Below are 23,852 nucleotides of genomic sequence, written 5' to 3' on the forward strand. Positions count from 1 at the left end.
TCAGGGAGGTGACGGTGGTGCCGGTTTGGCGTCGGGGCCCTTGGCCGTGACGGTCGCGCTCGCCGTCCCGCCGGGCCTGACGTGGCCGAGGGACACCGTCGACGGGCTGACGTTCCAGCCGTCGGGTGCGCTCAGCCGCAGCGTGGCGCCGGTGAGCCCGGTCGGGCCGTGGTCTGCCAGCTCGATCCGCCACGTGGACGTGGGGCCCGTACCTCCGGTCCTGGTCCAGGTGATCGCGGTGGCCGGCTGGACCTGGTGGGCGGTTGCCGTGCGCACCCGGTACAGCACGGTCGCGTGGGCGGGGACGTTCGCGGCGATCGTGCCGGTGGTCTGTGTGGTCCGCTTCGACCAGAGGTCCTTGAGCAGATACGAGGACCCGGCGGGCAGCCCGGCCTTGGCAGTCGTGGTCGTGATGGTCTGCGCCTGGTCCGAGGAGTTGAACAGGGCCACGGCGCGGTCACCGTTCGCGAGGGGCTTGGCGAGGACGTCGTATCCGTCGCCCTGCTGGACGATGCGTCCCTGCAGTCCCTTGGCGTCCTGGTCGACCGCGACGACGTCCTTGTTGCCGAGCACCGCGAGCGCTTCGGGGGAGGCCGTCGTCAGGTCGGTACTGGAGATGAGCGGAGCCGCCATGACCGACCACAGCGACATCTGGCTGCGGACCTCGTCACCGGTGAGCCTGGACTGACCGGCGAGCAGGAAGTCGGGGTCGTTCCAGCGGCCCGGGCTCTGCAGGTCGGCCAGCGCGACGTTGTAGCCGTAGTTGTACTTGATGGATGCCCACTTGCCGCGCGCGGAGGCGGGCTCCATGGCGATGTCGGCTCCCTCCCGCCACAGATTTCCGACCTGAGCCGACCAGCCGATGACGTGGTGCCAGTCGCTCTCGCCCTCGAAGTAGGCGGGCGCGGAGACGGATTCGCCGACGGCTGGAGCGTGGAACTGGGCGACCCCGTCACTGGAGACGTCATCCGCCTCGACTACGACGTCCAGCCCATGCCGGCACCCATCTGCTGACGCGGCCGGCCCGCTGGTCCGGGAGGTGCGCGCTCGTACACGCTGAAAGGCACACCCCGGGACGTCGCCAGGTTCGTCCGCGCTTGGAGGCGTTCGCGGCCGAGATGCTTGGTTCGCCGGCGCGGCGGGGTCAGCAGGCCAAGGGGGGGTTGTATGTGCGCGGGCTGATACTGGACGGCACACGCAAGCCGATGCCGCCGATGGCGGAGCGCCTGGGTGTGGACCACCAGCGCGTCAGTTGGCCGGCATGCAGGGCTGCGACATGCCCTCTCTGGAGTGAATGCGCTGGTCCGTCCGGCGGCGGCAGGGTTTGTGCGTCGACCACGGTCATGTCGGAGGCCGTGCTGCTTGATCACGGTCGTGTCGGGAGGCCGGGGTGGGTTCCGGATTACCGATGAGGCCCTTGCCTTCGGCAGGATGGGCGCATGACCGAGATCCGCACACCCCGTCTCCTCCTCCGTAGCTGGCACGACGACGACCTCGCGCCGATGGCGGACATCAATGCGGACCCACGGGTCATGCGCTGGATCGACGACGGCTCGGTGCGCGACCTGGACCACACGGCCGAGGACATCGAGCGCTGGGAGGAGGAGTGGGACGAGGAGGGCTTCGGACTCTTCGCCGTCGAGTTGCTGGCCTCGGGCGAACTGATCGGCTTCACGGGACTGTTCGTGCCCGAGTTCCTGCCGGAGGTGATGCCCGCGGTGGCGATCAGTTGGCGGATCGGCTCACAGTTCTGGGGCCAGGGATACGCCTCCGAAGCCGCCCACGCCACGCTGGAGTTCGCTCTCCAGGACCGCGGCCTGGACCGCGTCATCAGTATCAACCGGGTGGGTGACAACGCCTCCGAGAACGTCATCCGCAAGCTCGGCTTGGTGCCCGAACGGGAGACGGCACACCCGGTATACGGCTACCCGCTGCGCGTTCACGCCATCGATCTCTCCGAGTTCCAGGCGTGAACAGGCCGAGCCGTCGACCATCACGAGACAGCCAGCCCTGTCCATGCGTCCCCGAGCGCATTGATCGCGACGGTACAGACACCCAGGGACGGATCGTGTCTTCCCGCCGCTGACCTGCGCATTCACGGAACTGCGGCCAGAGCCCTGAAAACGGCCAGGGCTACTCGTCGCCTCACTCGGTCCGGTGTTCAACGGACTGGGGGTTTCAGCGAGCGGCGCGCGCGTTGTCGACCGGGGCCGCCCGCTCGTGGAGTGTGCGGACCGCGCGCGGCCTATCCGCAGGTCCAGGCCGTTCTGCTCCCGGTCGTCCCGAACGTACGCGCCATGTCCGACGCGCCCTTCGCAGCGGAGGTCGACCGCTTCAACGAACTCCTCGCGAAGGTGGTCGCCGAGCCCGACACCCCTCGGTCGCCCCCGCTGCTCGCCTCCCGCCGCGCCGGCTGGGACCTCCACCGCGACACGTACGACGGCACGCACCCGAACACCTCCGGCGAGCACAGGCTCGCGGCCGCCTCCGCCGACGCGGACACACCAGGTGTGGGGCCTGGGCGGCCCGTACACCGCTGAGGCCGAGCCGCACGGGTGACATATCCTCACGTCACCTGCCACGTCCGCGGCCGGGGGGATTCACACGGCCGGGGGCCGGCTCGACACATTGGGGATTCATTGCGTGCAACATCCATAAGCGCCGTACTCATCGGCGCCCTGGTCCTTTCCGCCTCCGCTGTCACCGCTCCGGCCGCATACGCCGCGGAGACCGGTGTGGTGATCCAGAAGGTGTCCGTGAACGGCGGCAAGCCCATCGTCCTCGGCACCTCCCAGACTGAGTCGTTCACCATCTCGGTGGCGGCTTCGGACGACTCCGGGATCAGCAGCAAGCTCGCGTTCTTCCAGATCAAGCGCGAGGTCGGGGACACCTACTGGTCGTACCACGGCACCCCGACGTGCACCGCGAGCAGCGCCACCACCTCCACCTGCAAGCTCGCCTTCAAGCTCGACTCGGGCTGGGGCGTGCCCCGCAACACCCTCGCGGGTCCGTGGAAGGTGGTCGTCCAGCTCCAGTCCAAGGACGGCGATCTCTACAACAACGGCGGCGACATCACCCACCCGGTCCTGCGCCGCGGCAAGCTCAGCGTCGATGCCGGGCCCGAGCCGGTGACCAAGGGCAAGTCGCTCAAGGTCACGGGCAAGCTGACCCGCGCCAACTGGGAAAAGCGCACCTACGCGGGCTACACCAACCAGCCCGTGAAGCTGCAGTTCCGCAAGGCGGGCACCAGCACCTACACGACCGTCAAGACGGTCAAGACCAACTCGACGGGCAACCTGTCGACGACGGTCACGGCCTCGGCCGACGGCTACTGGCGCTGGTCCTTCGCGGGTACCTCCACCACGTCGGCGGTCAACGCCACGGGCGACTACGTCGACGTGCGCTGACAACCCGGCACCGGCCGGTCCGCTCGGCCCGCCCTGGGCCGGGCGGATGGGCCGGGCCATCGACCGTTCCTGCCATGCGTGGGTCAGACGACCCGAGCTGAAGTCCTGACGGGGCATCGCTACCCGGTACGACAAGACCCCGGAAAGCTGCCTCGCCGGCCTCCACCTGCGCGCCTCGATGATCTGGATCAAGAACCTCACCCGTACGACCCGTGCGGCCTGCGTAAGACGCTGGGCGAGCTCAGGCAGGAACCCGCCTTCCCGCGGACTCTCGGGGCGGCCCGCTCCGGCAGGGAGCGCACGGCCGGTCAGCCGGTTGCCTGCGATTCCAGCATTCTCCTGGCCTCGGCGACCACCGCCGGGTCGGTGACGAAGTGCGTGTCCTGCTCGGCGGAGACGCTGGCGGCGCCGAGGGGGATCCACGCGCCCTCGCGGCGGGGTTCGGCGCGGCGCTTCGCGGAGAGGTGGACGGCGGCCACGCCGGCGGTGGTCAACGCGGGGATGTCGGCGGGGCGCACCCCGCCGCCCGCCATCACCTGCACGCCCGGCGCTGCCTCGACCATGGCGGCGAGGCGGGCCAGCCCCTGTCCGGCGGCCGGGGCGCCGCCGGAGGTGAGCACCCGGGTGAGCCCCAGGGCCGGCAACAGCGCGACGGTGGCGACCGGGTCCGCGGTCAGGTCGATCGCGCGGTGCAGGGTCACCTCGACAGGGCTGCCCGCGTCATGAGCCGCCGCGGCGAGGCGGGTGACGGCGTCGGTGTCGAGGCCGCCGTCGGCGGTGAGCGCGCCGACGACCACGCCGGAGGCGCCGGAGGCGATCACGGACCGCACCTCGGCGACCATCAGGGCGATCTCCTCGGCGTCGTGGACGAAGTCGCCCGGTCGGCAGCGGATCAGGACCTGCATCGGCAGGCCTACTGCGGCGACCGCCTCGACGAGCGCGGCCGACGGGGTCAGACCGCCCAGTTCCAGGCCGGTGCAGAGTTCGACGCGATCGGCTCCGTGGTCGAGGGCGACCCGGGCACCGGCCGGTGAGGTGACGGCGATCTCCAGTGCAGGCCGGTGGACCGGTCCAACTGGTCCGGGCCGCCCGAGTCCGGGAACCTCGTCGGCCGCCACCGGTGCCGGGGCCCGGCCCGCACCGCCGGCCCGGGGCGGGCCGAGGGGCCGGGTGGTGTGGTCGGTCATTCGGCGTCCCCGGTGAGCGGCTGGTCGGAGGCCGGGATGATACGGGCTGTCAGGTCCGGGTCGGCCATGTCGCGGTCGAACGGGAACATCGGGCGGCGGATGCGGCGGTGGCCGAGGCGCACCAGGTCCTGGTCGACACCGCCGGGAGTGAGGGCCATCTTCCAGCCGACCGACATGTCGAACAGCTCGGGCTCCAGGTAGCCGATCTTGACGATCACGATGTCGGCGGAGCGCGGGTCGAGGTCGAGGTCGGTGAAGTCGTGCTCGTGGTGGTACGGCTTGCGCAGCCTGGTGAGGATCGCGTACACGCTGCCGACCCGGATGACGACCTCGGTCTCGGCGTCCCGGTCGCCGTGCCGGATCGCGTGGACCACGCCGGTGAGGGTGACGGGGCCGGCGTGCCGGTCGTCGACCTCGGCACCGGCGGTGACGGTGACGGTGGCGCCGACCCCGGCGGCGACGGCGGTCTCGATCGCGGCGGGGCCGGGCACCGAGGCGTAGATGACGGTCGGCCCGTCCTCCTTCTGGAACTCGGGGCGCTCCAGCAGCCGGGTCAGGCCCCAGGTGACGTCACCGGCGCCACCCGCGGTGGGGTTGTCGCCGGTGTCGCTGATGAAGTACGGCCGCTGGTCGGAGGCGAGGGCCTCGTCGAGGAGTTCGTCGTAAGTGCCGGTCGGGGCGACGAAGTCGAAGTCGTGGCGGGCGTTCCAGAAGCCCCGGGCGAGGCGTTCGGCCCCGGCCGAGACCGCCGCCGTGTCGTCGCCGGTGACGACCACGACCGCGCGATTGCGGGGTTCGTCGGCCCAGGCGTAGCCGACCCAGATGGCGGCGTCCGTCACGCCGTCGGCTGCCTCGACCTCGTCGACCGCCGCGTACACGCTCTTCGCGGGTTCGATCCGGGTGGAGGTCTGCTCGCCGGCCAGCAGCACCGGGACCGGCACCCACGCTTTGACCGGGCGGGGGGCGCCGGACGCCAGCAGGTCGACCAGGTTACGGACGGCGCGCTCCTTGGTCTCCATGTGGTCCTCGTGCGGGGCCATCCGGTAGCAGGTGATCAGGTCGCTGCGGTGGGCGAGTTCGCGGGAGACGTTGCCGTGCAGGTCCATCGAGGTGGAGACGATCACGTCGGGGCCGACGGTGGCGCGGATGCGCTCCAGCAGCACAGCCTCGGCGTCGTCGATCCCCTCCACGGTCATGGCGCCGTGGATGTCGTACCACAGGCCGTCCAACCGGGGCAGCGCGGCGAGGCGTTCGATCAGCTCGTCGGTGAGCGCGGTCCAGGCGGCAGCGGTGACGGTGCCGCCCGGCAGAGACTTGCCGACCAGGGCGCCGTGCCATTCGGCGGCCTCGCGCAGTTCCTCGCCGGGGGCGAGGAACGGGTACCGGTCGAATACCGCGGCGCCGCGCGAGGGGTGGAAGGCGGGGGCCTCGGTGCGGGCCGGGGAGAAGGTGGAGGACTCGATGCCGAGGCCGGCGACGGCGATGGCCGGGCGGGCGACGGCGGTGCGGGTGTGCGACATGGCTCCTCGTGCGTGGTGGTGCGGAGTGGGCGGTGCGGGAGGCTCTTTCTGCGGGCCTCGGGCTGCTGCCCGGGGTCCGGGCTCGCACCGCGGGCGGATCCCGGGCCCCGGACTTTCTTCGCCTCCTGCAGGACTTCGTTTCCCGCGGGAGGCCGGCCGCCGGACGACGCCGGTAGCCGTGGGACGCGGCCCGAGGCGGGAGTCCACCCGGTGCGGGGCTTTTTGAACGGGCGTCAGTTTCCAGGAAACGCCACGGTAGGGAACCGGTCCGTGCCGGTGCCCCCGATGTCGCCCAGAGTGCGGGCCAGAGCGCCGGCCAGGGCGCGCTGCAGGGCGAACAGTCCGGCGCCGACCAGTCCGGCGTCGGCGCCGAGGACGGCCCGCTCGATGGTGAGGTGTTCGGTCACCAGTGGGTGGCAGCTCTCGTAGAGCTTGCTGCGCACCGCGGCGACGAACGGTTCGAGGGTGGAGAGGATGCCGCCGAGATAGACGGCGTCCGGGTTGAAGAAGTTGACGTTGGCGGCGAGTACCTGGCCGAGGTGGTCGCCGGCCTTGCGGATGGCGCGGGTGGCTTCCGGGTCGGCGTCGGTGGCGAGTCGTACCACGTCCTCGAGGCCGGCGACGTCGAGACCGCGTTCGCGCAGGATGCGGACGAGCGCGGCGCCGGACGCCACGGTCTCCAGGCAGCCGGTGTGGCCGCAGGAACAGGGGATGTCGGCGGCGCCGTCGATGCGGATGTGCGTGATGTCGCCGGCGGCTCCGGTGGCACCCCGGTAGAGGCGGCCGTCGGCGATGACGCCGGCACCGATCGCCGAGCCGATCTTCACCATGATCGACTGCCGGTGCTCGGCGGGCATGACGCTCTGCTCACCGACCGCCATGCAGTTGGCGTCGTTGTCGACGGCGGCCGGGACCCCGAAGCGCTCCTCCAGCCAGGCAGCGACCGGGAAGCGGTTCCAGCCGGGCATCCGGGACGGCAGGACGACGGCGCCGGCGGTGACGTCCACCGGCCCGGGCAGGGATAGCCCGACGCCCCGAAGCCGGTCGCGTCCCCGCTGCTCGGCGAGGGACTCCAGGTGCTCGGCGAGCCTCGGCAGGGCAGCCTCGGGACCGTCGGCGACCTCGAACGGGACGTTGGCGACGTCACGGACATCGCCGCCCGGGAGCACCACGCCGATCCGGGCATGGCGGCCGCCGACGTCGGCAGCGACGGCGTACTCGTCGTTGCTGCCCGCCCTGAGCACCCTGCGGGGGCGGCCGCCGGTGGAGGACTGGGTGCCCTCCTCGGCGATGAGCCCGCGTTCGACCAACTGGGCCACGGTGAGGGAGATGGTGGAGGCGGCCGTGCCGAGGAGTTCCGCAAGTTCGGCGCGGGACGACGCCTGGCCCGAGGCGACGAGTTCGAGGACCCGCGCGGCGAGGGTGGTCGTGCCCTTCGGCGCGGCGCCCCTCGATGTCGTGCCCTTCGGGGACACGCCCTTGGTGGTCTTGCGGTCCCGTGCACTTATTTCAGTCATGTACGAAGTAACTTCCGCAACGGTGGGTGTGACGGAGACAGTACGCCCGTCCTGGCGGGCAGGGAACAGCTCCGTAGAAGAAGTAGAGAGTGTCGATGCAAAGTAGAACCGCCTCAAATCGGCATATAAGCGCTACTTGAGGCGCCTAGAGGGGGTGGGTGTGACTTTTTTCGAGATTGCAGAAACTTACTTGTTATTAATTCTTGTTTGTTAGTTCAGCGCGCCCGTCGTTGACTGTCGCCATGCACAGCGCCGATCCGCGGCGCCGGCCCGGGTCCCCCCGGGACGTATGCGGGTCGTTCCACTTTGAGGAGAGTCATGTTCCTTGCTCACACGGCGGCCGGCCGCCGCTGGGCCCTCGTCGCGGGTGCCGCCATCACCACTGGCGCGCTGGTCACCGGCTGCTCCGGCGGCGGTACGTCGTCGTCCTCCGGCTCGGCGTCGTCGGACACCATCAACTACGCCCTCCCGGCGAACTTCACGCCGAACTGGATCCTCCCGGTCGGCACCGCCTCGCACCTGAACACCAACAACTCCTCCATATCCCAGGCCGTCTGGGAGCCGCTGATCGCGTACGACGGCTCCACCGGCAAGGTCGGCTGGAACAAGGACAACTCGCTGGCCACCGACGCGAAGTTCGCCGCGGACAGCAAGAGCGTGACGATCACCCTCGGCAATCGTCACTGGAGCGACGGCAAGCAGATCACCTCGCGCGACGTGGAGTTCTGGTTCAACCTGATCAAGGCCAACAAGGCGGACTGGGCAAGCTACAGCCCGGGCAAGGCGCCGGACAACTGGACCTCCTTCAAGACGATCGACGACACGCACTTCACGATCACCTTCGACAAGGCGTACAACCAGGAGTGGATGCTCGCCAACGAGCTGAGCATGATCCGCCCGATGCCGCAGCACGTCTGGGACAAGACCAGCGACTCCGGCGCCGTTTCCGACCTGGACCGGACCGCCGCCGGCGCCAAGAAGGTCTGGACGTACCTCAACGACGCCGCCAAGAAGATCGCCGGCTACGCGACCGACCCGCTGTGGAAGACGATCAGCGGCCCGTACACCATCAAGTCGTTCTCCACCGCGGGCAGGGTCGAGCTGACCGCCAACGCGAAGTACGACGGTGGCGGCAAGGCCAACATCAAGAACGTCAACCTGCTGCCGTTCACCACCACTGACGCCGAGGAGAACGCCCTCCGCGCCGGCACCGTCGACTACGGCTACATCAACGCCACCGACCTGAGCCAGGAGTCGTCCTTCAAGGCCAAGGGCTACTCGGTGAAGCCGTGGACCGGCTGGGCGATCACCTACATGCCGTACAACTTCAACAACCCCACCATGGGTCCGGTGTTCAAGCAGCTGTACGCCCGCCAGGCGATCCAGATGTCGGTGGACCAGACCACCCTCTCGAAGGTGGTCTTCAACGGCACCGCCGTCTCCACCTACGGCCCGATCCCGCAGGGCCAGGACTCGTCCTTCGTCTCCCCGGACCAGAAGAACAACCCGTACCCGTTCGACACCGCCAAGGCGAAGAAGCTGCTCACCGACCACGGTTGGACCGAACAGGGCGGCACCATGGTGTGCACCAGCCCCGGCCACGGCGACAACCAGTGCGGCGCGGGCGTCGACAAGGGCACCAAGTTCGAGATGCAGGTGCTGTCCCAGTCCGGCTCCACCGTGACCGACAACATGATGAGCGCGCTGCAGTCGTCGTTCGCGAAGACCGGCATCACGTTCAGCATCAAGACGGCCCCGGTCAACTCCGTCCTGTCGCAGGCCGGCCAGTGCACCGCCGGCGAGTCGAACTGCAAGTGGCAGCTGTCCTTCTTCGGCACCGCGGGCAGCTGGTACTTCCCCGCCTTCCCGAGCGGTGACTCGCTCTTCGCCACCGGCGGCGGCTCCAACTTCGGCAGCTATTCCAACTCCGAGGTCGACAAGCTGATCAACGAGACCACCACGTCCTCCTCGAACGAGGCGGTGCAGAAGTACAGCGCCGCGCTCGCCAAGGACCTCCCTGTGATCTGGCTGCCGGAGCCCGACTACCAGATCTCCGTGGTCAAGGACGGCCTCGGCGGCTTCGCCCAGGACTCCCTCGCCAACTTCCACCCCGCCATGTGGAAGTGGACCAAGTAGAGCTCCGACGTCGGTGCCCGCGCGGGCACCGACCGGCCGACTGCCCGGGGCGGGCGCGCACCCCTCGCGCGCCCGCGCCACACCGGCACCCACCACGCCGACACCCACGTCGCAGAGACATCCATGTCCAGGTGACGCCCGCGCGCACCACAGAGACGAAGCGACCGGAAAACACATGAGCACTTCCTCGTACCTGATCAGACGCGTCCTCCAGGCCGTCGCGGTGATCGTCATCGTGACGATCGTCGTCTTCGGCCTGCTGCACGCCCTGCCCGGAGGCCCCGCGCGCGGGATCCTCGGGCCGCAGGCCACCGCACAGCAGATCGCCCGCTTCAACCACGAACAGGGCCTGGACAAGCCCCTGCCCGTGCAGTACTTCTACTACCTCGGCCAGCTGCTGCACGGGGACCTCGGGACCTCGTACACCCTCAACGAGCCGGTCTCCCAGCTCATCACCGAGCGGCTGCCGAAGACCCTGGTCCTCACGGTGCTGTCGGCTCTCGTCGGCCTCGCCCTCGCGATCCCGCTGGGCATGTGGCAGGCCGTGCGCCGCAACAAGGCGGTGGACTACGTCTTCACCACGCTGAGCTTCATCGCCTACTCCACGCCCGTGTACTTCCTCGGGCTGATCCTGGTGCTGGTCTTCAGCCAGGAGCTGGGGTGGTTCCCGTCGCAGGCTCCGCAGGGCGAGACGCTGGGCCAGGTGTTCTCCGACCCACAGGCCCTGGTGCTGCCGGTGGCCGCGGGCGCGGCCTCCATGGTTGCGGTGTTCAGCCGCTACATGCGGTCGGCCACCCTGGAGAACCTCTCCGAGGACTACGTCCGCACGGCCAGGGCGGGCGGCTCCCACTCCGGCGCCATCCTGCGGCGGCACGTGTTCCGCAACTCGCTGACGCCCGTGGTCGCCATGCTCGGCTACTACGTGCCCGTGCTCTTCGGCGGTGCCCTGGTCGTCGAGCAGCTCTTCAACTACCCCGGCATGGGGCTGCTGTTCTGGACTGCGGCGCAGTCCTCCGACTACCCGGTCCTGCTGGGCTGCGTCCTGGTGATCGCCGTCGCCACCGTTGTCGGCACCCTGCTCGCCGACATCGTCCAGCGGATCATCGACCCCCGAGTGAAGGCAGGTCGGGCATGAGCGCCGTCCCCCAGGTGGACATGGACCCGGCGAAGGCCGCCGCGCCGCGCGAGGCCTCCGGCGCGCGGCTCGCCGTCCGCCGCTTCCTGCGCAACAAGCTGGCCGTCGTCGGACTCGCCGTCGTGGTCTTCTTCTTCCTGTTCTGCTTCGTCGGTCCGCTGGTGTACTCCACCGACCAGACCCACACCATGCTCCAGCAGGTCAACCTCGCCCCCAGCGGCGCGCACTGGCTCGGCACCGACGCCGTCGGCCACGACGAGCTGGGTCGGCTGATGTACGGCGGCAAGGTCTCCCTGATCGTCGGCCTCGCCGCGGGCGTGCTCGCCACCGTCATCGGCACTCTGTGGGGCGCCGCCGCCGGTTACGCGGGCGGCTGGATCGACGCCGTGATGATGCGGATCGTCGACGCCGGCATCGCCATCCCCGCGCTGTTCATCCTGCTGGTGGTCTCCGCCATCACCACGCCGGGACTGACGGGCCTCGTCGTCATCCTGGGCCTGGTGTCCTGGCTGGTACCGTCCCGGCTGGTCCGCGCCGAGACGCTGACCCTGAAGAACCGGGACTACGTCCTGACCCTGCGCGCCATCGGCGGCACGCACGCCCGGGCGATCCTGCGTCACATCCTGCCGAACTCGGTCTCGACCATCATCGTCGCCGCGACCTTCCAGGTCGCCGACGCCATCCTGCTGGTCGCCTACGTCTCCTATCTGGGCATGGGAGTCCGGCCGCCGCAGACCGACTGGGGCGGCATGCTCTCCGCCGGTCTGACCGCCGCCTACTCCGGCTACTGGTGGCTCATCCTGCCGCCCGGCCTGGCCATCATCCTGGTGGTGTGGGCGTTCAACGCGATCGGGGACGGACTCCGCGACGCATTCGATGTGAGGGGACGCGGATGACCGCCACCACCAAGGGCTCCGCCGCCCGCACCGCGGCGTCCGGCCCGATCCTCGAACTCGACGACCTGGGCGTCGTCTTCACCACCGAGACCGGCCACGTACCCGCGGTCAAGGGAGTGTCTCTCCAGGTCCGACCGGGCGAGACGCTGGCCCTGGTGGGCGAGTCCGGCTCCGGCAAGTCGACCATCGCGCTCGCCGCGATGGGCCTGCTCGCCGGGAACGCCCGCGCCACCGGCAGCGCCGTCATCGCCGGCACCCAGATCGTCGGCGCCTCGGAGAACGGCCTCGCGGCGCTGCGCGGCAAGACCGTCTCCATGGTGTTCCAGGAACCGGCCACTGCGCTCGACCCACTTACCCGGATCGGGAAGCAGATCACCGAGGTGATCCGCAACCACCGCGAGGTGTCCGCCAAGGACGCCGCCGCCGAGGCCGTCGAACTGCTGCGCAGGGTCGGCATCCCCGAACCGGAGAAGCGCGCCCACGCCTACCCGTTCCAGCTCTCGGGCGGACAGCGCCAGCGGGTCGTGATCGCCATGGCCATCGCCAACGAGCCCGTCCTGCTCATCGCCGACGAGCCGACCACCGCCCTCGACGTGACCGTGCAGGCCGAGATCCTCGATCTGCTCCGCCGGCTCGCCGTCGAGACCGGCACCGGCGTACTGCTCGTCACCCACAACATGGGTGTCGTCGCCGACTTCGCGGACCGGGTCGCCGTCATGTACCACGGCGAGATCGTGGAGACGGGATCGGTCGAGGACGTCCTGCTGCGCCCTGCCCACGACTACACTCGGCGCCTGCTGGCCGCCGTGCCCCGGCTGTCCGTCGCCGAGGTCGCGGACGGCACGGGCCGGCTTGCGGCATCCGTGCCGGCCCGGACGAACCGTTCCGCGGCCGAGCCTTCGGCCTCGCCTGCCGCGCCCGGCGGCCCCGAGGGTGAACCGGTGGTGGAACTGCGCGACATCAGCGTGGTGTTCGGCCGCGGCCGGGCCGCCGTGCATGCCCTGGGCGGAGTGTCGTTCCAGGTCGGGCCGGCGGAGACGCTGGGCCTGGTCGGCGAGTCCGGCTCCGGCAAGTCCACCGCTGCCCGGGTCGCACTCGGCCTGATTCCGCCCACCTCCGGCACCGTCTCCCTGTTCGGCGCCGACCTCCGCCGCACCCGCGCCCGGGCCCGCCGCGCTCTGCGGGCCGGCATCGGTGTCGTCCTCCAGGACCCGGTGGCCTCCCTCGACGCCCGGATGACCGTCGGCGAGTGCATCGCCGAACCGCTCCGGGTACACCGTCACGACCTGTCCGCCAAGGACCGGCAGGCCAAGGTCGCCGCCGTCCTCGACCGGGTCCGGCTGCCCCGCGAACTCGCCCGGCGCACGCCCCGCGAACTCTCCGGCGGACAGCGCCAGCGGGTCAGCCTGGCCCGCGCCCTCGTCCTGGAACCCCGGCTCCTGGTCGCCGACGAACCCACCAGCGCGCTCGACGTGAGCGTGCAGGAAGCGGTCCTGGAGGTCATCACCGAACTCCAGGGCGAACTGGGCTTCGCCTGCCTGTTCGTTTCCCACGACCTCGCCGTCGTGCAGCACTTCGCGCAGCGCGTCGTCGTCATGCGCGCCGGCCGCATCGAGGAGCAGGGCTCCACCGGGACGACCCTGCTCCATCCGGAGACCGACTACACCCGCCGTCTGCTGGCCGCCGTGCCGGTGCCCGACCCGGTGGTGCAGCGAGGCCGCAGGGCCGAACGCCTGGCCACCCTCGCGGCTGGCCGTACGGAGGCCCAGGCGTGACCGGACCCCTTCTCTCCCCCCACACTCCGCAGGAACCGGCCATGCTCACCACCCCCCGCCCGCTGTTCGCCGGCATCGACATCGGCGGCACCACCACCCAGGTGGTGGTCTGCTCCGACGACCTGACCGTCCTCGACCGCGCAGAGGTCGTCACCCCGGCGAACGAGGGCGGCCGGGCCATGGTCGGCGCCGCGCTCGACGCGCTCGCCCCGCTGCTGGCCCGCACCCCGGGCCGCCTGGTGGGCGCCGGAATCGGCGCCGCCGGTGTGGTGGACTCCGCGAACGGCCGCATCCTGGTCGCAAGCGACTCCTTCCGCGGCTGGGCCGGCTTCGCCGTTACCGCCGCCGTCGAGGAGGCCCTCGGCGTCCCGGCCTTCCTGGACAATGACGTCAACGCCTTCCTCTACGGGGAGGTCTGCGGCGGAGCGGTGCGCGGCGAGGCCGACGTCCTCGGCATGACCCTGGGGACCGGGGTCGGCGGCGCTCTGTGGACCAACGGCGCCCTGTACGCGGGTCCGCACGGCGCGGCCGGCGAGATCGGGCACATCCCCGGCTTCGGTGACCTGCCCTGCTCCTGCGGCGGACGCGGCCACCTGGAGACGTTGGCCTCCGGCCGCTCCATCGGGACTCGTTACGCCGACCGCACCGGCCACCGCCTCACCGCCCGCGAAGTCGCCGAGGCCGCCGCCCGAGGGGACGAGGACGCATCCGCGGTGTACCGAGCCGCGGGAGCGGGCATCGCCCGCGCGATCGTGATCACGGCGGGCATCGTGGACATCACCACGGTGGTCGTCGGTGGCGGTGTCAGCCGCGCCTGGCCCCTGCTGGAGCCCGTCATCCTGTCCGCCCTCGCCGCCGACCCCCCGGTCAGCGGCCACCCCGTCCGCCTGGTCCAGGCCGCCCTGGCCTCCGACGCCATCCCGGTCGGAGCCGCCGCCCGCGCCCGACGCGAACTGGCCTGAAGGCATCCTCAGGTCACGTCGTCATTACCCGTCGGCGCGGGCAGGGCCTGACTGGCGGACACCGATTCCACTGCGCCGATGTCCTGCGGCGTGAGGTCGAGGTCGGAGGTCTCGTCGTCACCGGGTGCCGCTGCCTCTCTTCGGGCCTTGCGCCGGTCATTGAGAAGCGAGAAGACAACGGAGGCGAAATAGAGCACCCAGATCGGCGCGGCCAGCGCCAGCATGGTCAGCGGGTCCGTGCTCGGCGTCGCCACAGCCGAGAAGACCGTGATCCCCACGATCATGCCGCGCCACCAGCCGAGCATCCGCCGGCCGGACAGCACTCCGGTGAGGTTCAGCATCACCAGCAGCAGCGGCATCTCGAAGGAGAGACCGAAGACGACCACCATGCGGGTGACGAGGTCGAGCAGATCGTCCAGCGGCAGCAGGTTGTTCACCCCGTGCGGGGTGAAGTCGATCAACACCTTCGCGGTCGTGGGCAGCACCTTGTAGGCGAAGAAGGCGCCGCCGAAGAACAGCGGGACGCCCGCGCCGACGAACGCGTAGGCGTATGTCCGCTCGTGCTTGTGCAGGCCGGGGGCGACGAACGCCCACAGCTGGTACAGCCAGACCGGCGAGGCCAGCACGACGCCGGCCATCAGGGACACCTTCAGCGCCAGGGTGAAGGGCGCGAGCAGACCGTTGATCGTGATCCGCGCGCAGGTGGTGTCCGCGGTCTGCCGGGCCAGATCGGCGAAGGACGTCGGGCAGCCGACCGAGTCCAGCACCGGCCTGGTGAAGAAGTTCACGATGCCCTTGTAGTGGAAGGCCACGGCGATCGTCACGACCAGGATGGCAAGGACGGCCTTGGCGAGCCGTTTGCGGAGCTCACGAAGGTGCTCCGCGAGCGGCATCCGCCCCTCGGGATCCTTCTCCTTGCTGCGGGCCGACTGGGGCACGCCTCGTCCTCATCTCGTGCGGCAGACCGGAGACGACCGGCCCTGCGTGCGTAGTTGATTGTCTCCGTCACCCGGTGGGGCGCGAGCGCGCTACGGCGCCGATTGCGGCCCGTGGTGCTCCGGCCAAGACGCCGACCGATACCGCAGACAACGGACGCGGGCGGCCCGACCGTGCAAGAGGTGAGCCGGCCGGGGAGGCTTCGGGCAGCGTCTCGTGCGGGGATGAGCCAGGGGTGCGCAGGACCGGGCTCGGTCTCAGTCGCTGGTCGTGCTGTCCGTGGGCGCGGTGCGGGCGGCGGCGGTGTCTCCGGGAGCGCCCGAGATCGTCCGCGGTCCCGGTCCCGGTGCAGGCTCGGGGCGTGGCTCGTTCGAGGCGCCGTCGTCCTTCATGGCCTTGGTCTCGCTCTTGAGGATCCGCATGGACCTGCCCAGCGCCCGGGCCGTGTCGGGCAGTTTCTTCGAGCCGAAGATCAAAACCACCACCGCGACCAGGATCAGCAGGTGCCAGGGCTCCAGCGCATTGCGGAACATCGTCACACCACCCCTTCGAACGCGTCGCCCGTCGCCGCCGCAACCGCGGGGAGCTCGACCGGTACGGCGAGGCGCGGTTCGCCGCCTGTGACCCGCATGGCCACCTGCGCCGGCTGCCCGGCTCGCGGAGTGTGTGGAGGCGTTTGGGCCGGATGGACGCCCTGCCGCTGCCCCTGGGAGCAAACACGTTCGGGCACGGGGAACAGCCGATGGGTCTTCGCGTTCGGCCACGGTGCGTTCATCGGCTTTCCCTGACGTGACCGTTCCTGTCGCGGACCGGCGTGATGCTCACGCATGGCTGTCGGGCATGGGAGGCGAGGCGAGGGGAGTGGGCCGGCTGCCGCGGGGGAGTGCCGGGTGTCGATGTCCTTGCGGTTCATGTGTCCTTCTCCTTGTCGGATCGGGGTCGATTCAGTTTCTGGGGCGCCCGGCAGCCGTCCAGGCGGCGTACTCCTGGCGGACGTAGAGGCGGTGGCCCGGGGCGAGCGTCATCGCGTCGGGGTGGTGCGGGCCGGCCACCAGTTCGGGATGGCGACGGTCGTGCAGGACGAGTTGCCCGGCGGTTTCCGCGGCGGCTGCGTCCGGGCCGGGGCCGGGGTCGTCGAGGGCCATCCGGTCCATGAGGGCGGCCCGTCGGAGCAGCCAGGCGCGTTCGGCGGCCGTCGCATCGACCAGGGGACCGGTGACGGGCCTGGCCTGGCGGCCCTCACGTTCGGCCCCGAGAGCGAGCACGTGGCGCATCTCGCGGCGCAGGTCCGGCGCATTCGCGTACGCCTCGTGCGGGGGCGGGGCGTCGATGCCCTCGCCGCTGTTCGGGGTGACGTCCATGCTCACACCTCCGCCGGTACGCAGGGGCCGGCGCCGCAGCGTCGACACAGCACCGTGTCGTGGTCGGGGTCGCCGTGATCGAGGGCCGATGGGTGTGCCGCGGACCGCATGGGCACCCGGGCCGGGCCCGGGCAGCCGTCGACGGGGCACGGCTTGTGGGTCGTGGAGGCCCACTCGGCGGGGTCGTCGGGTGACCCGGCGCCGCAGCCGCCCCCGGTGACCCGTCGCTGTGCTGCGGTGCCCGCCCTGGCGAGGGGCCGCAGTTCGTGCGGAACGCCCGGCTCGGTCATGGCGAGCACCTGAGGCAGGCGCGGACCTCGCGGCCGCTGCGTGTCTGGTGGACCTCGGTCGACTGGGCGAGGTACTGGACGATGCCGGTGCCGCGGCCGTGTTCGTCGGGGGCGGTGTCGGGGCGATCGCGCTCCACGGCCGTGCCGGAGTCAGTGACCACGATGTGCAGAGTGCCGTCGTCGAGGACGAGCAGCAGGGTCATGCGCTCGCGGCCGTACTGGGCGGCGTTGGCGGCGAGTTCGTCGACGATGAGAACGGCGGAGTCCCGCTCGCTCGCGGGCACGCTCCAGGTCTCCAGCAGATCGGCCGCGAAGTGACGAGCAGCGGAGACGTGCGCCTCCTGCGCGGGCAGGGTGAGCAGCGCCTCGTGGCGGCAGGGCTGGCCGAGCAGTGAACTCGGGCGGGGGGAATCGGTCACGAACATGGTCTTCTGGCTCTTCTGTGGATGTGCGGAGAGCGGAACGGGGGGACACCACCGACAACTTCGGGGTCGGTCGGTAGGCCGGATCCTGAAGGGCGCGCTCATTCAGTTCCACGGGCGACGCATGCCGAACGGTTCGAATCGTGCACGGCTTTTGCCCGACTTCTTGTGGGTCACGTCAATGCCGGCGGTCTGGCTGGGCTCACTCGCCTCCGCCAGGGCTCGATGCCGCACTCGCCGCCGTACGCTCACACCCGACAGCTGTCGTCATGTCACTGGGCGGCCAGGCCGCCCAGTGACATGACGACTCCGGCATCGCCTCACGCCTGGATTGTGACCAGCTTCTGACCGTTGTCTGCGAGGATCTCGAAGTGGTCGATGGCTCCCGGGGACATGGCAACCGCCCCTGGGATCGTGGTGCCGGGAGGGTACTCGCCTGCCCGCCAGGTAGCGCCGTCCGTTCTGACTCCGCCGGGTCCGACCGCCTGCAGCCGGCAGGTGATTCCGGCGGGTGCCCCCTTGGCGGAGACCTGCAGGACACTGCCCCAGGCAGAGGGCGAGACCTTCACCGAGGCGGAGACGCCGGTGGTGGGATCGCTTCCGGAGAAGGTGCGCCAGGCCGTGGGCGCGGTCGGCCCGGGCGGCGTCGCCACGCTGCCCACGGTGCCGATGGCCGCCAGCCAGGTGCCGCCGGCCGCTGCCGCGATGAACGTCAGCGAGGCGGCCGCGCCGGCCAGTTGCAGACGCCAGGTCCTGCGGCGCCGGGCCGCGGCCTGCTGGAGCAGCCTCTCCAGCACACCCCCGGCCGGCGCCTGCGGCACCGCGGGCGCGGCGGGCCGTTCGGGCAGGGAGCCCTGCGCGCTTTCGGCTGCCCGTGCCACCAGCCGGTCGGCCAGGTCCCCGTCGGCCGTCGGCACCCTCTGGCCTGAGGCTTCGGCGTCGGTCACCGTCGCCAGCAGCGCAGGCAATCCCGCCAGCTGGGCGTGTTCGGTCCTGCATTCGGCGCATTCCGTGAGGTGGGTGCGTACCCGTTCCCTTTCTGCCGAGGGCAGCGTGCCCAGGACGTATCCCCCCAGCGCCAGCCGGAGGGCGTCGTGCTCCGCACTCATGGCCGCCACCTCCTGCCCGCCACGGTCATGGCTCGATGCCCCGTTCCTGCAGCGCCAGCCGCAGGGCGTGCAGGGCGTAGTACGTCCGTGACTTCACGGTGCCCAGCGGGATGCCCAGCACCGCTGCGGCCTCCGCCATGGTCCGCCCCCGGTAGTAGGTCTCCAGCAGGACGGCGCGGTGGTCCGGGGACAGCGACCGGACGGCGTCGGCCACCGCCCAGCTCTGCAGTGCCTGCTCGATCTGGTCCTCGCCCGGCGTCTGCTCGGCGGCCCGCTGAAGGGCCTCGCCGCCGACCTCGGCGGGCCTGGACTGCCGGGCCCGGTGGGCGTCGATGACCAAGTGCCGGGCGACCGTACACAGCCATGCCCGGGCCGGGCCCCGTGCAGGATCGAACGCGGCGGGATGCTGCCACGCTCGTAGCAGCGTCTCCTGCACCACATCCTCCGCCCATTGCCGATCTCCTGAGGTCAGTCGCAGCACGTAGTGGAACAGGGCTCCTGCATGCTCCGCGTACAGCGTGCGCAGCAGTTCCTCATCTGCGGTCGAAAGCGTCCCTTTACCAGAGACACGGTGCGCGGAGCGATCCGGATCGGTCCGTGGACCGTGTTTTCGGGAACTCCAGTGCATAAGCCGATAATCGCGCACATGCATCGCTTTGTCCCGTGACGCACGGGTCGATCTCGGTTACGTTCTGTGAGAATCAGGTGATATGTCCCTGTCGGACCTTGTGGTGCCACCAGGGCCAAGGGTGCGCGGCGCCCGGGAGGCCGACTGATCTGCGGCGATGTCAAGAAATCTCATAAAAAGTGCATATCTGCCGAACCGTGGGACCCCCGCCGTCCGTGGAGCCGGACAAGAGCCGATTCACACGCGATTCCTCGTCGATTCCCTATGCGACAAAGGATGGATCAGAGGTGACGGAGACACACCACGCGACGGACACGCCCCTGGCGCCGGCCAAGCTCACCCCGCCCCCGCGCATCCAAGCAGGCGCCACCGCGCAGTCTCCGCCCGTGCCCAGCGCCCACCACGGCGACGGCTCTACGCGCACAGCGATCGAGGGCCGCGCAGTCACCGGGACGGAACTCCGCCCGGCCCGGCGTGCGCACCACCCGTATGGGCACCGCCGGCCTGCCCCGGGTCACTCGCGGCTCCCCATAGGGGAACTGCCGCATGCCGCCCGCACCTTCGCGGCACGCAAGGGCGGATGTGCGGCGCGCGGTACGTCGGGCGAGCCGCCGGCCCGGGGCGGCACCCATGCTGGTTCGCCGGGTCCGAGACGGGCGCACGCCCATGAACACGGCATCCACCACGGCATCCACCACATATTCCTGCGGTGACGTGCGCCGAGCCGGCGCAGTCCCCGTCTCCGCCTGATCAGTTAAGGAACGGACACCATGCACCTGAACTTTCGCACACCAGGCCGCCGATCACGCGCTGCGGCCGGGCTGGCTGTCGCCGTCATCGCCACCGCCGGCGCGGTGGGGGTCCTCAGCTCATGCGGCCAGTCGTCGCACTCCTCGGCCGGCGGAGGCGGCGCCATCACACCCGGTCCGGGTCAGCACCGGACGGCAGGGATGCCCGGCGACACGGGGCCGGGGAAAGGCTCCGCTCCCGGCGCCTCGCCGATGCCCGGTATGAGCATGCCCATGAGTCCCTCGAGCACGGGCGCGCCGGCCGCGCCGGTGACCGGGAACGCGGTGGCGATCAAGAACTTCGCATTCTCCCCGGCCACGCTGAAGGTCAAAGTGGGCACGAGGGTGACGTGGACCAATCAGGACACCGACCCCCACACCGTCACCAGTGCCGGATCGGGCGGCCCGTTGCGTTCGGCCGCCCTGGCCACCCACGCCACCTACACCTACACGTTCACCAAACCCGGCACCTATGCCTATCTCTGCACCATCCATCCGTTCATGACCGCCACTGTGGAGGTGACCCGATGACCGACCACTACGACAGTCATGACGGAGCACTGGCCGACGACGCCGGTCAGCCCGATACCGAACACTGTATGACTCGGCGTCAACTCATCAGGCACGCAGGGTGGTTCGGCGGCGCGGTGGTGCTCACCGTGGCCGGCGGAGAGGTGATCAGCCACATCGCCGGCTCCCGGAACACCAACGTCGGGGCCGCGGCCGGGGACGCCGCAGCGGGTAGCGGCGCGCTGCGGTTCGTGCAGGTCTCCGACAGCCATATCGGGTTCCAGGGCCCGGCGAACATGGATGTGGCCGGCTCCTTCACCGAAGCGATCAAGCAGGTCAACTCGCTCGGATTCAGACCTGACTTCGTCATGCACAGCGGCGATCTGACCCACCTGTCCACGGCCGGGCAGTTCGACCAGGTCAGGCAGATGATGGCCGGAATGAAGACGGACCGCGTCTTCACTGTGCCGGGCGAGCACGATTCCATCGGCGACGCCGGCCGCGCCTACCGGCGGACCTTCGGCATGGGCACGCTCGGCGACGGCTGGTACAGCTTCGACACCCACGGCGTGCACTTCATCGCCCTGGTCAACACCCTGAGCCTGGAGAAGCTCGGCCACCTCGGCACCGACCAGATCGACTTCGTACGCAAGGACATCACCGGACTGTCGTCGGACACCCCCATCGTGGTCTTCAGCCACATCCCGCTGTTCGCCATGTACCCGAAGTGGGGCTGGAGCACCGACGACGCCCTCAAGGTCATCGCCCTGCTGCGCCGCTTCTCCTCCGTCACCTGTCTCAACGGGCACGTCCACCAGTTGTTCACCAAGACAGAGGGCAACATCACCTTCCACTCCGCCACCACCACCGCCTACCCCCTGCCCAAACCGGGCCGCGCCCCCGCCCCCACCCCGCAGGTCGTCCCCGCCCGGCAGCTCAAAGAGGCACTCGGCATCCGCAGCGTCGGCTACCGCCAAGGCGACCGCGAACTGGCCATCAAGGACCAGAGGCTGGCATGAACACCCAACGATTCCTCGCCCCCACCCTGCGGTGGATGACCGCCGCGACCCTCGCCGCCAGCGGATACATTCACGCCCAGCTCTACATCGACGGGTACCGCTTCATCCACATCATCGGCCCCCTGTTCCTGCTCCAGGCCAGCGCGTCCTTCGCCCTCGCCGCCCTGCTGCTGATCGGGACACCGCCCCTGCTGCTGAGGACCGCCGCGGCAGGCGTCGCGCTCGGCGCTCTCGGCGGCTTCGCCGCTTCGCGCACCGTAGGGGTGTCCGGATTCACCGAGCACGGTCTGCGGCCCGCGCCACAAGCCGTCCTCAGCCTCCTCGCCGAAACCGGCACGCTGCTGCTCCTCGCCATCTGGCAGATGACCGTGACTCGTGCCGCGGCAGGCAACCCCGCGCTGCCCGACCGACCGTCAGGACACCCAACCGGGCCACCACCCGCACGCCACCCGACTGAACCACCGCCACGAAGCCGCCCGGTCGGCTAACCGCCGCTGGAGACCGTCGTCGAGGTGCTGCCCATGGACGGCGAGGCGCACCGCTGGACACTCCACCGCCCCGCCGGGCAGATCACCGAGAACGAGCTGCGGGCCACCCTGCCCCACCACCGACCGAGCCGACCGGAACCTGACCTGACTGCCCCTGAATCCCGAGAGCTGCGCGACGAGCGGCTTGCGGTCACCGTGCTGACCGACGCTCGCACGAGTAGCGCTCCCAACGGGTGGCGAATCTCGATCCCGGCGCCGCGGCCGCCACCTCGGCCGCGTCGGGCGCTGTGTCCACATCGCGCAGGAGCGGCAGGTCGCGCACCCGAAGGCCCGCCCCGGTGAGGCGGTGGCGCTGGGCGACGCCGGTGTGCGCGGTGGACATCGGAATGCCGCGCAGCAGCGCAGGATCGGGCTCGGCCAGGCCGAGCGCCCAGAACCCGCCGTCCTCCGCTGGACCGAACCACGCGTCGCACTTCCGCCACGCGCCGGGATCCAGTGCGGGGGCGAGGAGCTCCGGGGTGAGCTGCGGGGTGTCCATGCCCACCAGCAGGGCAGGGCCGTCCGCCACGGCGGCGAAGGCCGCGGCCAGCCGCTCGTCGAGGCCACCGGACGCCTGCGGGATCACCTGGATGCCGGGCGGCAGCCAGCGTCCGGGCGTGCCGTCCAGGAAGAGCACCCGGCGGCGGGCCGGGCAGCGCAGCACGGTTTCCAGCGTGTCGGCGAGCGCTGCCTCCGCCAGCGCAGCCGCCTGGGCAGGGGTGAACGGCGGGGTGAGCCGGGTCTTGACGTGTCCAGGCCGCGGCTCCTTGGCGATCACCAACAGCGCGGTCAGCCCGACCTCGTTCTCGGGCCTCGGCCCCGCCGGGCCGCTCACCGAAGTGCTCCCGCCGGAATCCGCGGCGGCTCGCTGAGCACCGCGCGCATGTCGCGCACCGCGTGCCAGGTGCCACGCCAGGTGCCCGTGACCTTGGAACGGCCGGAGCGCGGGTAGTACGGCACGTCGACCTCGCGCACCCGCCATCCGGCGTCGGCGGCGCGGATCACCATCTGCAACGGGTAGCCCGACCTGCGGTCGGTCAGGTCCAGGTCGAGCAGGGCCTCCCGGCGGGCCACCCGCATCGGGCCGAGGTCGTGCAGGCGCAGGCCGGTGCGGCGGCGGATCAGCCGCGCCAGCTCGCGGTTGGCGAACCGAGCGTGCACCGGCCAGGCTCCGCGCGTCGTCGGCCTGCGCCGCCCGAGCACCAGATCCGCCTCGCCGTCCAGGACGGGCCCGGCCAGTGACGGCAGCAGTCCCGGGTCGAGGGAGGCGTCACAGTCGCAGAAGCAGACCACGGGCGCGGTGGCAGCGCGCAGCCCGGCCGCGCAGGCGGCGCCGAAGCCGCGCACCGGTTCGCCCACGACGCGCGCGCCCAGCGACGCGGCGACCTCGGCGGAGCCGTCGGTCGAGCTGTTGTCGACGACCAGGGCGCGCCAGCCGGGCGGTATCCGCTCCAGCACCCAGGGAAGGGCGGCTGCCTCGTTGAGACAGGGCAGCACAACGTCCACAAGGGGGGCCCGATGGCTCTCGGTCACGTCTTCCAGAGTACGGAGATCCGTGGGATGACGCGCCCGGATCACCTGCCTGCGCGCCGCCGTTGCCGTGCCGCGCAGGCAGCTGGCGTCGCCGTCTTCGACGCCGGCCGGCGGGGTTCGGACGCCGGGTGCCTCAGGCCGATGCGGGCCGCTACGGTTCCGGTGGCCGTGCGCTCGAGGCCGTCTCCCACGCG

General features: G+C 70.8%; 25 protein-coding genes and 2 pseudogenes. 14 read left to right on the plus strand and 13 right to left on the minus strand.

The window, feature by feature from the left end:
* Positions 1–864, minus strand: a complete 864-nt coding sequence (locus ACWD5Q_RS24515; RefSeq protein ID WP_451429216.1) for an NEW3 domain-containing protein — start codon at positions 862–864, stop codon at positions 1–3.
* A gap of 6 nt (positions 865–870) precedes the next feature.
* Here ACWD5Q_RS24515 and ACWD5Q_RS24520 point away from each other — a divergent pair, with 6 nt between their 5' ends.
* The 5 genes and pseudogenes from ACWD5Q_RS24520 to ACWD5Q_RS24540 all read left to right on the plus strand — a co-directional run bounded on the left by ACWD5Q_RS24520 (position 871) and on the right by ACWD5Q_RS24540 (position 3,407).
* A complete protein-coding gene (locus ACWD5Q_RS24520; RefSeq protein WP_451429218.1) occupies positions 871–1,014 on the plus strand; it encodes a hypothetical protein in 144 nt (47 codons plus the stop codon).
* Positions 1,015–1,118: 104 nt separating this feature from the next.
* A pseudogene (locus ACWD5Q_RS24525) lies at positions 1,119–1,250 on the plus strand (IS701 family transposase); the annotation flags it as partial.
* 189 nt (positions 1,251–1,439) lie between these two features.
* Positions 1,440–1,973, plus strand: coding sequence for a GNAT family N-acetyltransferase (locus ACWD5Q_RS24530; RefSeq protein ID WP_451429173.1), 534 nt, complete (start codon positions 1,440–1,442; stop codon positions 1,971–1,973).
* 264 nt (positions 1,974–2,237) lie between these two features.
* Positions 2,238–2,559 (plus strand): annotated as a pseudogene (locus tag ACWD5Q_RS24535) (hypothetical protein); the annotation flags it as partial.
* 80 nt (positions 2,560–2,639) lie between these two features.
* Entirely contained in the window at positions 2,640–3,407 is a 768-nt protein-coding gene (locus ACWD5Q_RS24540; protein WP_451429174.1) for a hypothetical protein, read from the plus strand.
* A gap of 308 nt (positions 3,408–3,715) precedes the next feature.
* Here ACWD5Q_RS24540 and ACWD5Q_RS24545 read toward each other — a convergent pair whose 3' ends face one another.
* The 3 genes from ACWD5Q_RS24545 to ACWD5Q_RS24555 form a co-directional block, all read right to left on the minus strand.
* Positions 3,716–4,594, minus strand: coding sequence for a copper homeostasis protein CutC (locus ACWD5Q_RS24545; RefSeq protein WP_451429175.1), 879 nt, complete (start codon positions 4,592–4,594; stop codon positions 3,716–3,718).
* Entirely contained in the window at positions 4,591–6,114 is a 1,524-nt protein-coding gene (locus ACWD5Q_RS24550) for a M81 family metallopeptidase (RefSeq protein ID WP_451429176.1), read from the minus strand. Before ACWD5Q_RS24550 ends, ACWD5Q_RS24545 begins: the two co-directional genes overlap by 4 nt.
* 233 nt (positions 6,115–6,347) lie before the next feature.
* On the minus strand, positions 6,348–7,631 hold the full coding sequence (locus ACWD5Q_RS24555; RefSeq protein ID WP_451429177.1) for an ROK family protein: 1,284 nt from the start codon (positions 7,629–7,631) through the stop codon (positions 6,348–6,350).
* Between the two features lie 318 nt (positions 7,632–7,949).
* Between ACWD5Q_RS24555 and ACWD5Q_RS24560 the strand changes: the two genes are divergently transcribed.
* The 5 genes from ACWD5Q_RS24560 (at position 7,950) to ACWD5Q_RS24580 (ending at position 14,535) form a co-directional block, all read left to right on the plus strand.
* Positions 7,950–9,767 (plus strand): peptide ABC transporter substrate-binding protein, encoded by a 1,818-nt coding sequence (locus ACWD5Q_RS24560; protein ID WP_451429178.1) that lies wholly within the window; start codon positions 7,950–7,952, stop codon positions 9,765–9,767.
* A 175-nt stretch (positions 9,768–9,942) separates the two neighbouring features.
* Positions 9,943–10,902: an ABC transporter permease gene (locus tag ACWD5Q_RS24565; RefSeq protein ID WP_451429179.1), complete on the plus strand. Its 960-nt coding sequence runs from the start codon at positions 9,943–9,945 to the stop codon at positions 10,900–10,902.
* Positions 10,899–11,798, plus strand: a complete 900-nt coding sequence (locus ACWD5Q_RS24570; RefSeq protein WP_451429180.1) for an ABC transporter permease — start codon at positions 10,899–10,901, stop codon at positions 11,796–11,798. Before ACWD5Q_RS24565 ends, ACWD5Q_RS24570 begins: the two co-directional genes overlap by 4 nt.
* Positions 11,795–13,573, plus strand: a complete 1,779-nt coding sequence (locus ACWD5Q_RS24575; RefSeq protein WP_451429181.1) for a dipeptide ABC transporter ATP-binding protein — start codon at positions 11,795–11,797, stop codon at positions 13,571–13,573. The genes ACWD5Q_RS24570 and ACWD5Q_RS24575 overlap by 4 nt, the downstream gene beginning before the upstream one ends.
* A gap of 41 nt (positions 13,574–13,614) precedes the next feature.
* Positions 13,615–14,535 (plus strand): ROK family protein, encoded by a 921-nt coding sequence (locus tag ACWD5Q_RS24580; protein ID WP_451429182.1) that lies wholly within the window; start codon positions 13,615–13,617, stop codon positions 14,533–14,535.
* 8 nt (positions 14,536–14,543) lie between these two features.
* Here ACWD5Q_RS24580 and tatC read toward each other — a convergent pair whose 3' ends face one another.
* The 7 genes from tatC to ACWD5Q_RS24615 form a co-directional block, all read right to left on the minus strand.
* Positions 14,544–15,473, minus strand: a complete 930-nt coding sequence (gene tatC / locus ACWD5Q_RS24585; protein WP_451429183.1) for a twin-arginine translocase subunit TatC — start codon at positions 15,471–15,473, stop codon at positions 14,544–14,546.
* A gap of 255 nt (positions 15,474–15,728) precedes the next feature.
* Complete coding sequence (gene tatA / locus ACWD5Q_RS24590) at positions 15,729–16,004, minus strand: Sec-independent protein translocase subunit TatA (protein ID WP_451429184.1); 276 nt, start codon at positions 16,002–16,004, stop codon at positions 15,729–15,731.
* A 411-nt stretch (positions 16,005–16,415) separates the two neighbouring features.
* Complete coding sequence (locus tag ACWD5Q_RS24595) at positions 16,416–16,832, minus strand: hypothetical protein (protein ID WP_451429185.1); 417 nt, start codon at positions 16,830–16,832, stop codon at positions 16,416–16,418.
* A gap of 2 nt (positions 16,833–16,834) precedes the next feature.
* The gene (locus ACWD5Q_RS24600) at positions 16,835–17,122 is read right to left on the minus strand and encodes a hypothetical protein (RefSeq protein WP_451429186.1); all 288 of its coding nucleotides are present in this window, start codon (positions 17,120–17,122) and stop codon (positions 16,835–16,837) included.
* Positions 17,119–17,541 carry an ATP-binding protein gene (locus ACWD5Q_RS24605; RefSeq protein ID WP_451429187.1) on the minus strand — a complete coding sequence of 141 codons (423 nt, stop codon included), beginning with the start codon at positions 17,539–17,541 and terminating at the stop codon, positions 17,119–17,121. The genes ACWD5Q_RS24600 and ACWD5Q_RS24605 overlap by 4 nt, the downstream gene beginning before the upstream one ends.
* Before the next feature lie 323 nt (positions 17,542–17,864).
* Positions 17,865–18,653 carry a zf-HC2 domain-containing protein gene (locus ACWD5Q_RS24610; protein ID WP_451429188.1) on the minus strand — a complete coding sequence of 263 codons (789 nt, stop codon included), beginning with the start codon at positions 18,651–18,653 and terminating at the stop codon, positions 17,865–17,867.
* Positions 18,654–18,678: 25 nt separating this feature from the next.
* A complete protein-coding gene (locus tag ACWD5Q_RS24615) occupies positions 18,679–19,281 on the minus strand; it encodes a sigma-70 family RNA polymerase sigma factor (RefSeq protein WP_451429189.1) in 603 nt (200 codons plus the stop codon).
* A 287-nt stretch (positions 19,282–19,568) separates the two neighbouring features.
* Between ACWD5Q_RS24615 and ACWD5Q_RS24620 the strand changes: the two genes are divergently transcribed.
* From ACWD5Q_RS24620 to ACWD5Q_RS24635, 4 genes are all read left to right on the plus strand, one after another.
* The gene (locus tag ACWD5Q_RS24620; protein ID WP_451429190.1) at positions 19,569–19,994 is read left to right on the plus strand and encodes a hypothetical protein; all 426 of its coding nucleotides are present in this window, start codon (positions 19,569–19,571) and stop codon (positions 19,992–19,994) included.
* A 309-nt stretch (positions 19,995–20,303) separates the two neighbouring features.
* Entirely contained in the window at positions 20,304–20,600 is a 297-nt protein-coding gene (locus ACWD5Q_RS24625; protein WP_451429191.1) for a plastocyanin/azurin family copper-binding protein, read from the plus strand.
* Entirely contained in the window at positions 20,597–21,598 is a 1,002-nt protein-coding gene (locus tag ACWD5Q_RS24630) for a metallophosphoesterase family protein (RefSeq protein WP_451429192.1), read from the plus strand. Before ACWD5Q_RS24625 ends, ACWD5Q_RS24630 begins: the two co-directional genes overlap by 4 nt.
* Complete coding sequence (locus tag ACWD5Q_RS24635; RefSeq protein WP_451429193.1) at positions 21,595–22,086, plus strand: hypothetical protein; 492 nt, start codon at positions 21,595–21,597, stop codon at positions 22,084–22,086. Before ACWD5Q_RS24630 ends, ACWD5Q_RS24635 begins: the two co-directional genes overlap by 4 nt.
* A gap of 190 nt (positions 22,087–22,276) precedes the next feature.
* On the opposite strand, the gene ACWD5Q_RS24640 is transcribed toward ACWD5Q_RS24635, so the two are convergent.
* Positions 22,277–22,960, minus strand: a complete 684-nt coding sequence (locus tag ACWD5Q_RS24640; protein ID WP_451429194.1) for a TIGR04282 family arsenosugar biosynthesis glycosyltransferase — start codon at positions 22,958–22,960, stop codon at positions 22,277–22,279.
* Entirely contained in the window at positions 22,957–23,667 is a 711-nt protein-coding gene (locus tag ACWD5Q_RS24645) for a glycosyltransferase family 2 protein (protein ID WP_451429217.1), read from the minus strand. The genes ACWD5Q_RS24640 and ACWD5Q_RS24645 overlap by 4 nt, the downstream gene beginning before the upstream one ends.
* Between the last annotated feature and the right edge of the window lie 185 nt (positions 23,668–23,852).

This window comes from Streptomyces sp. NPDC002513, from assembly GCF_053595355.1.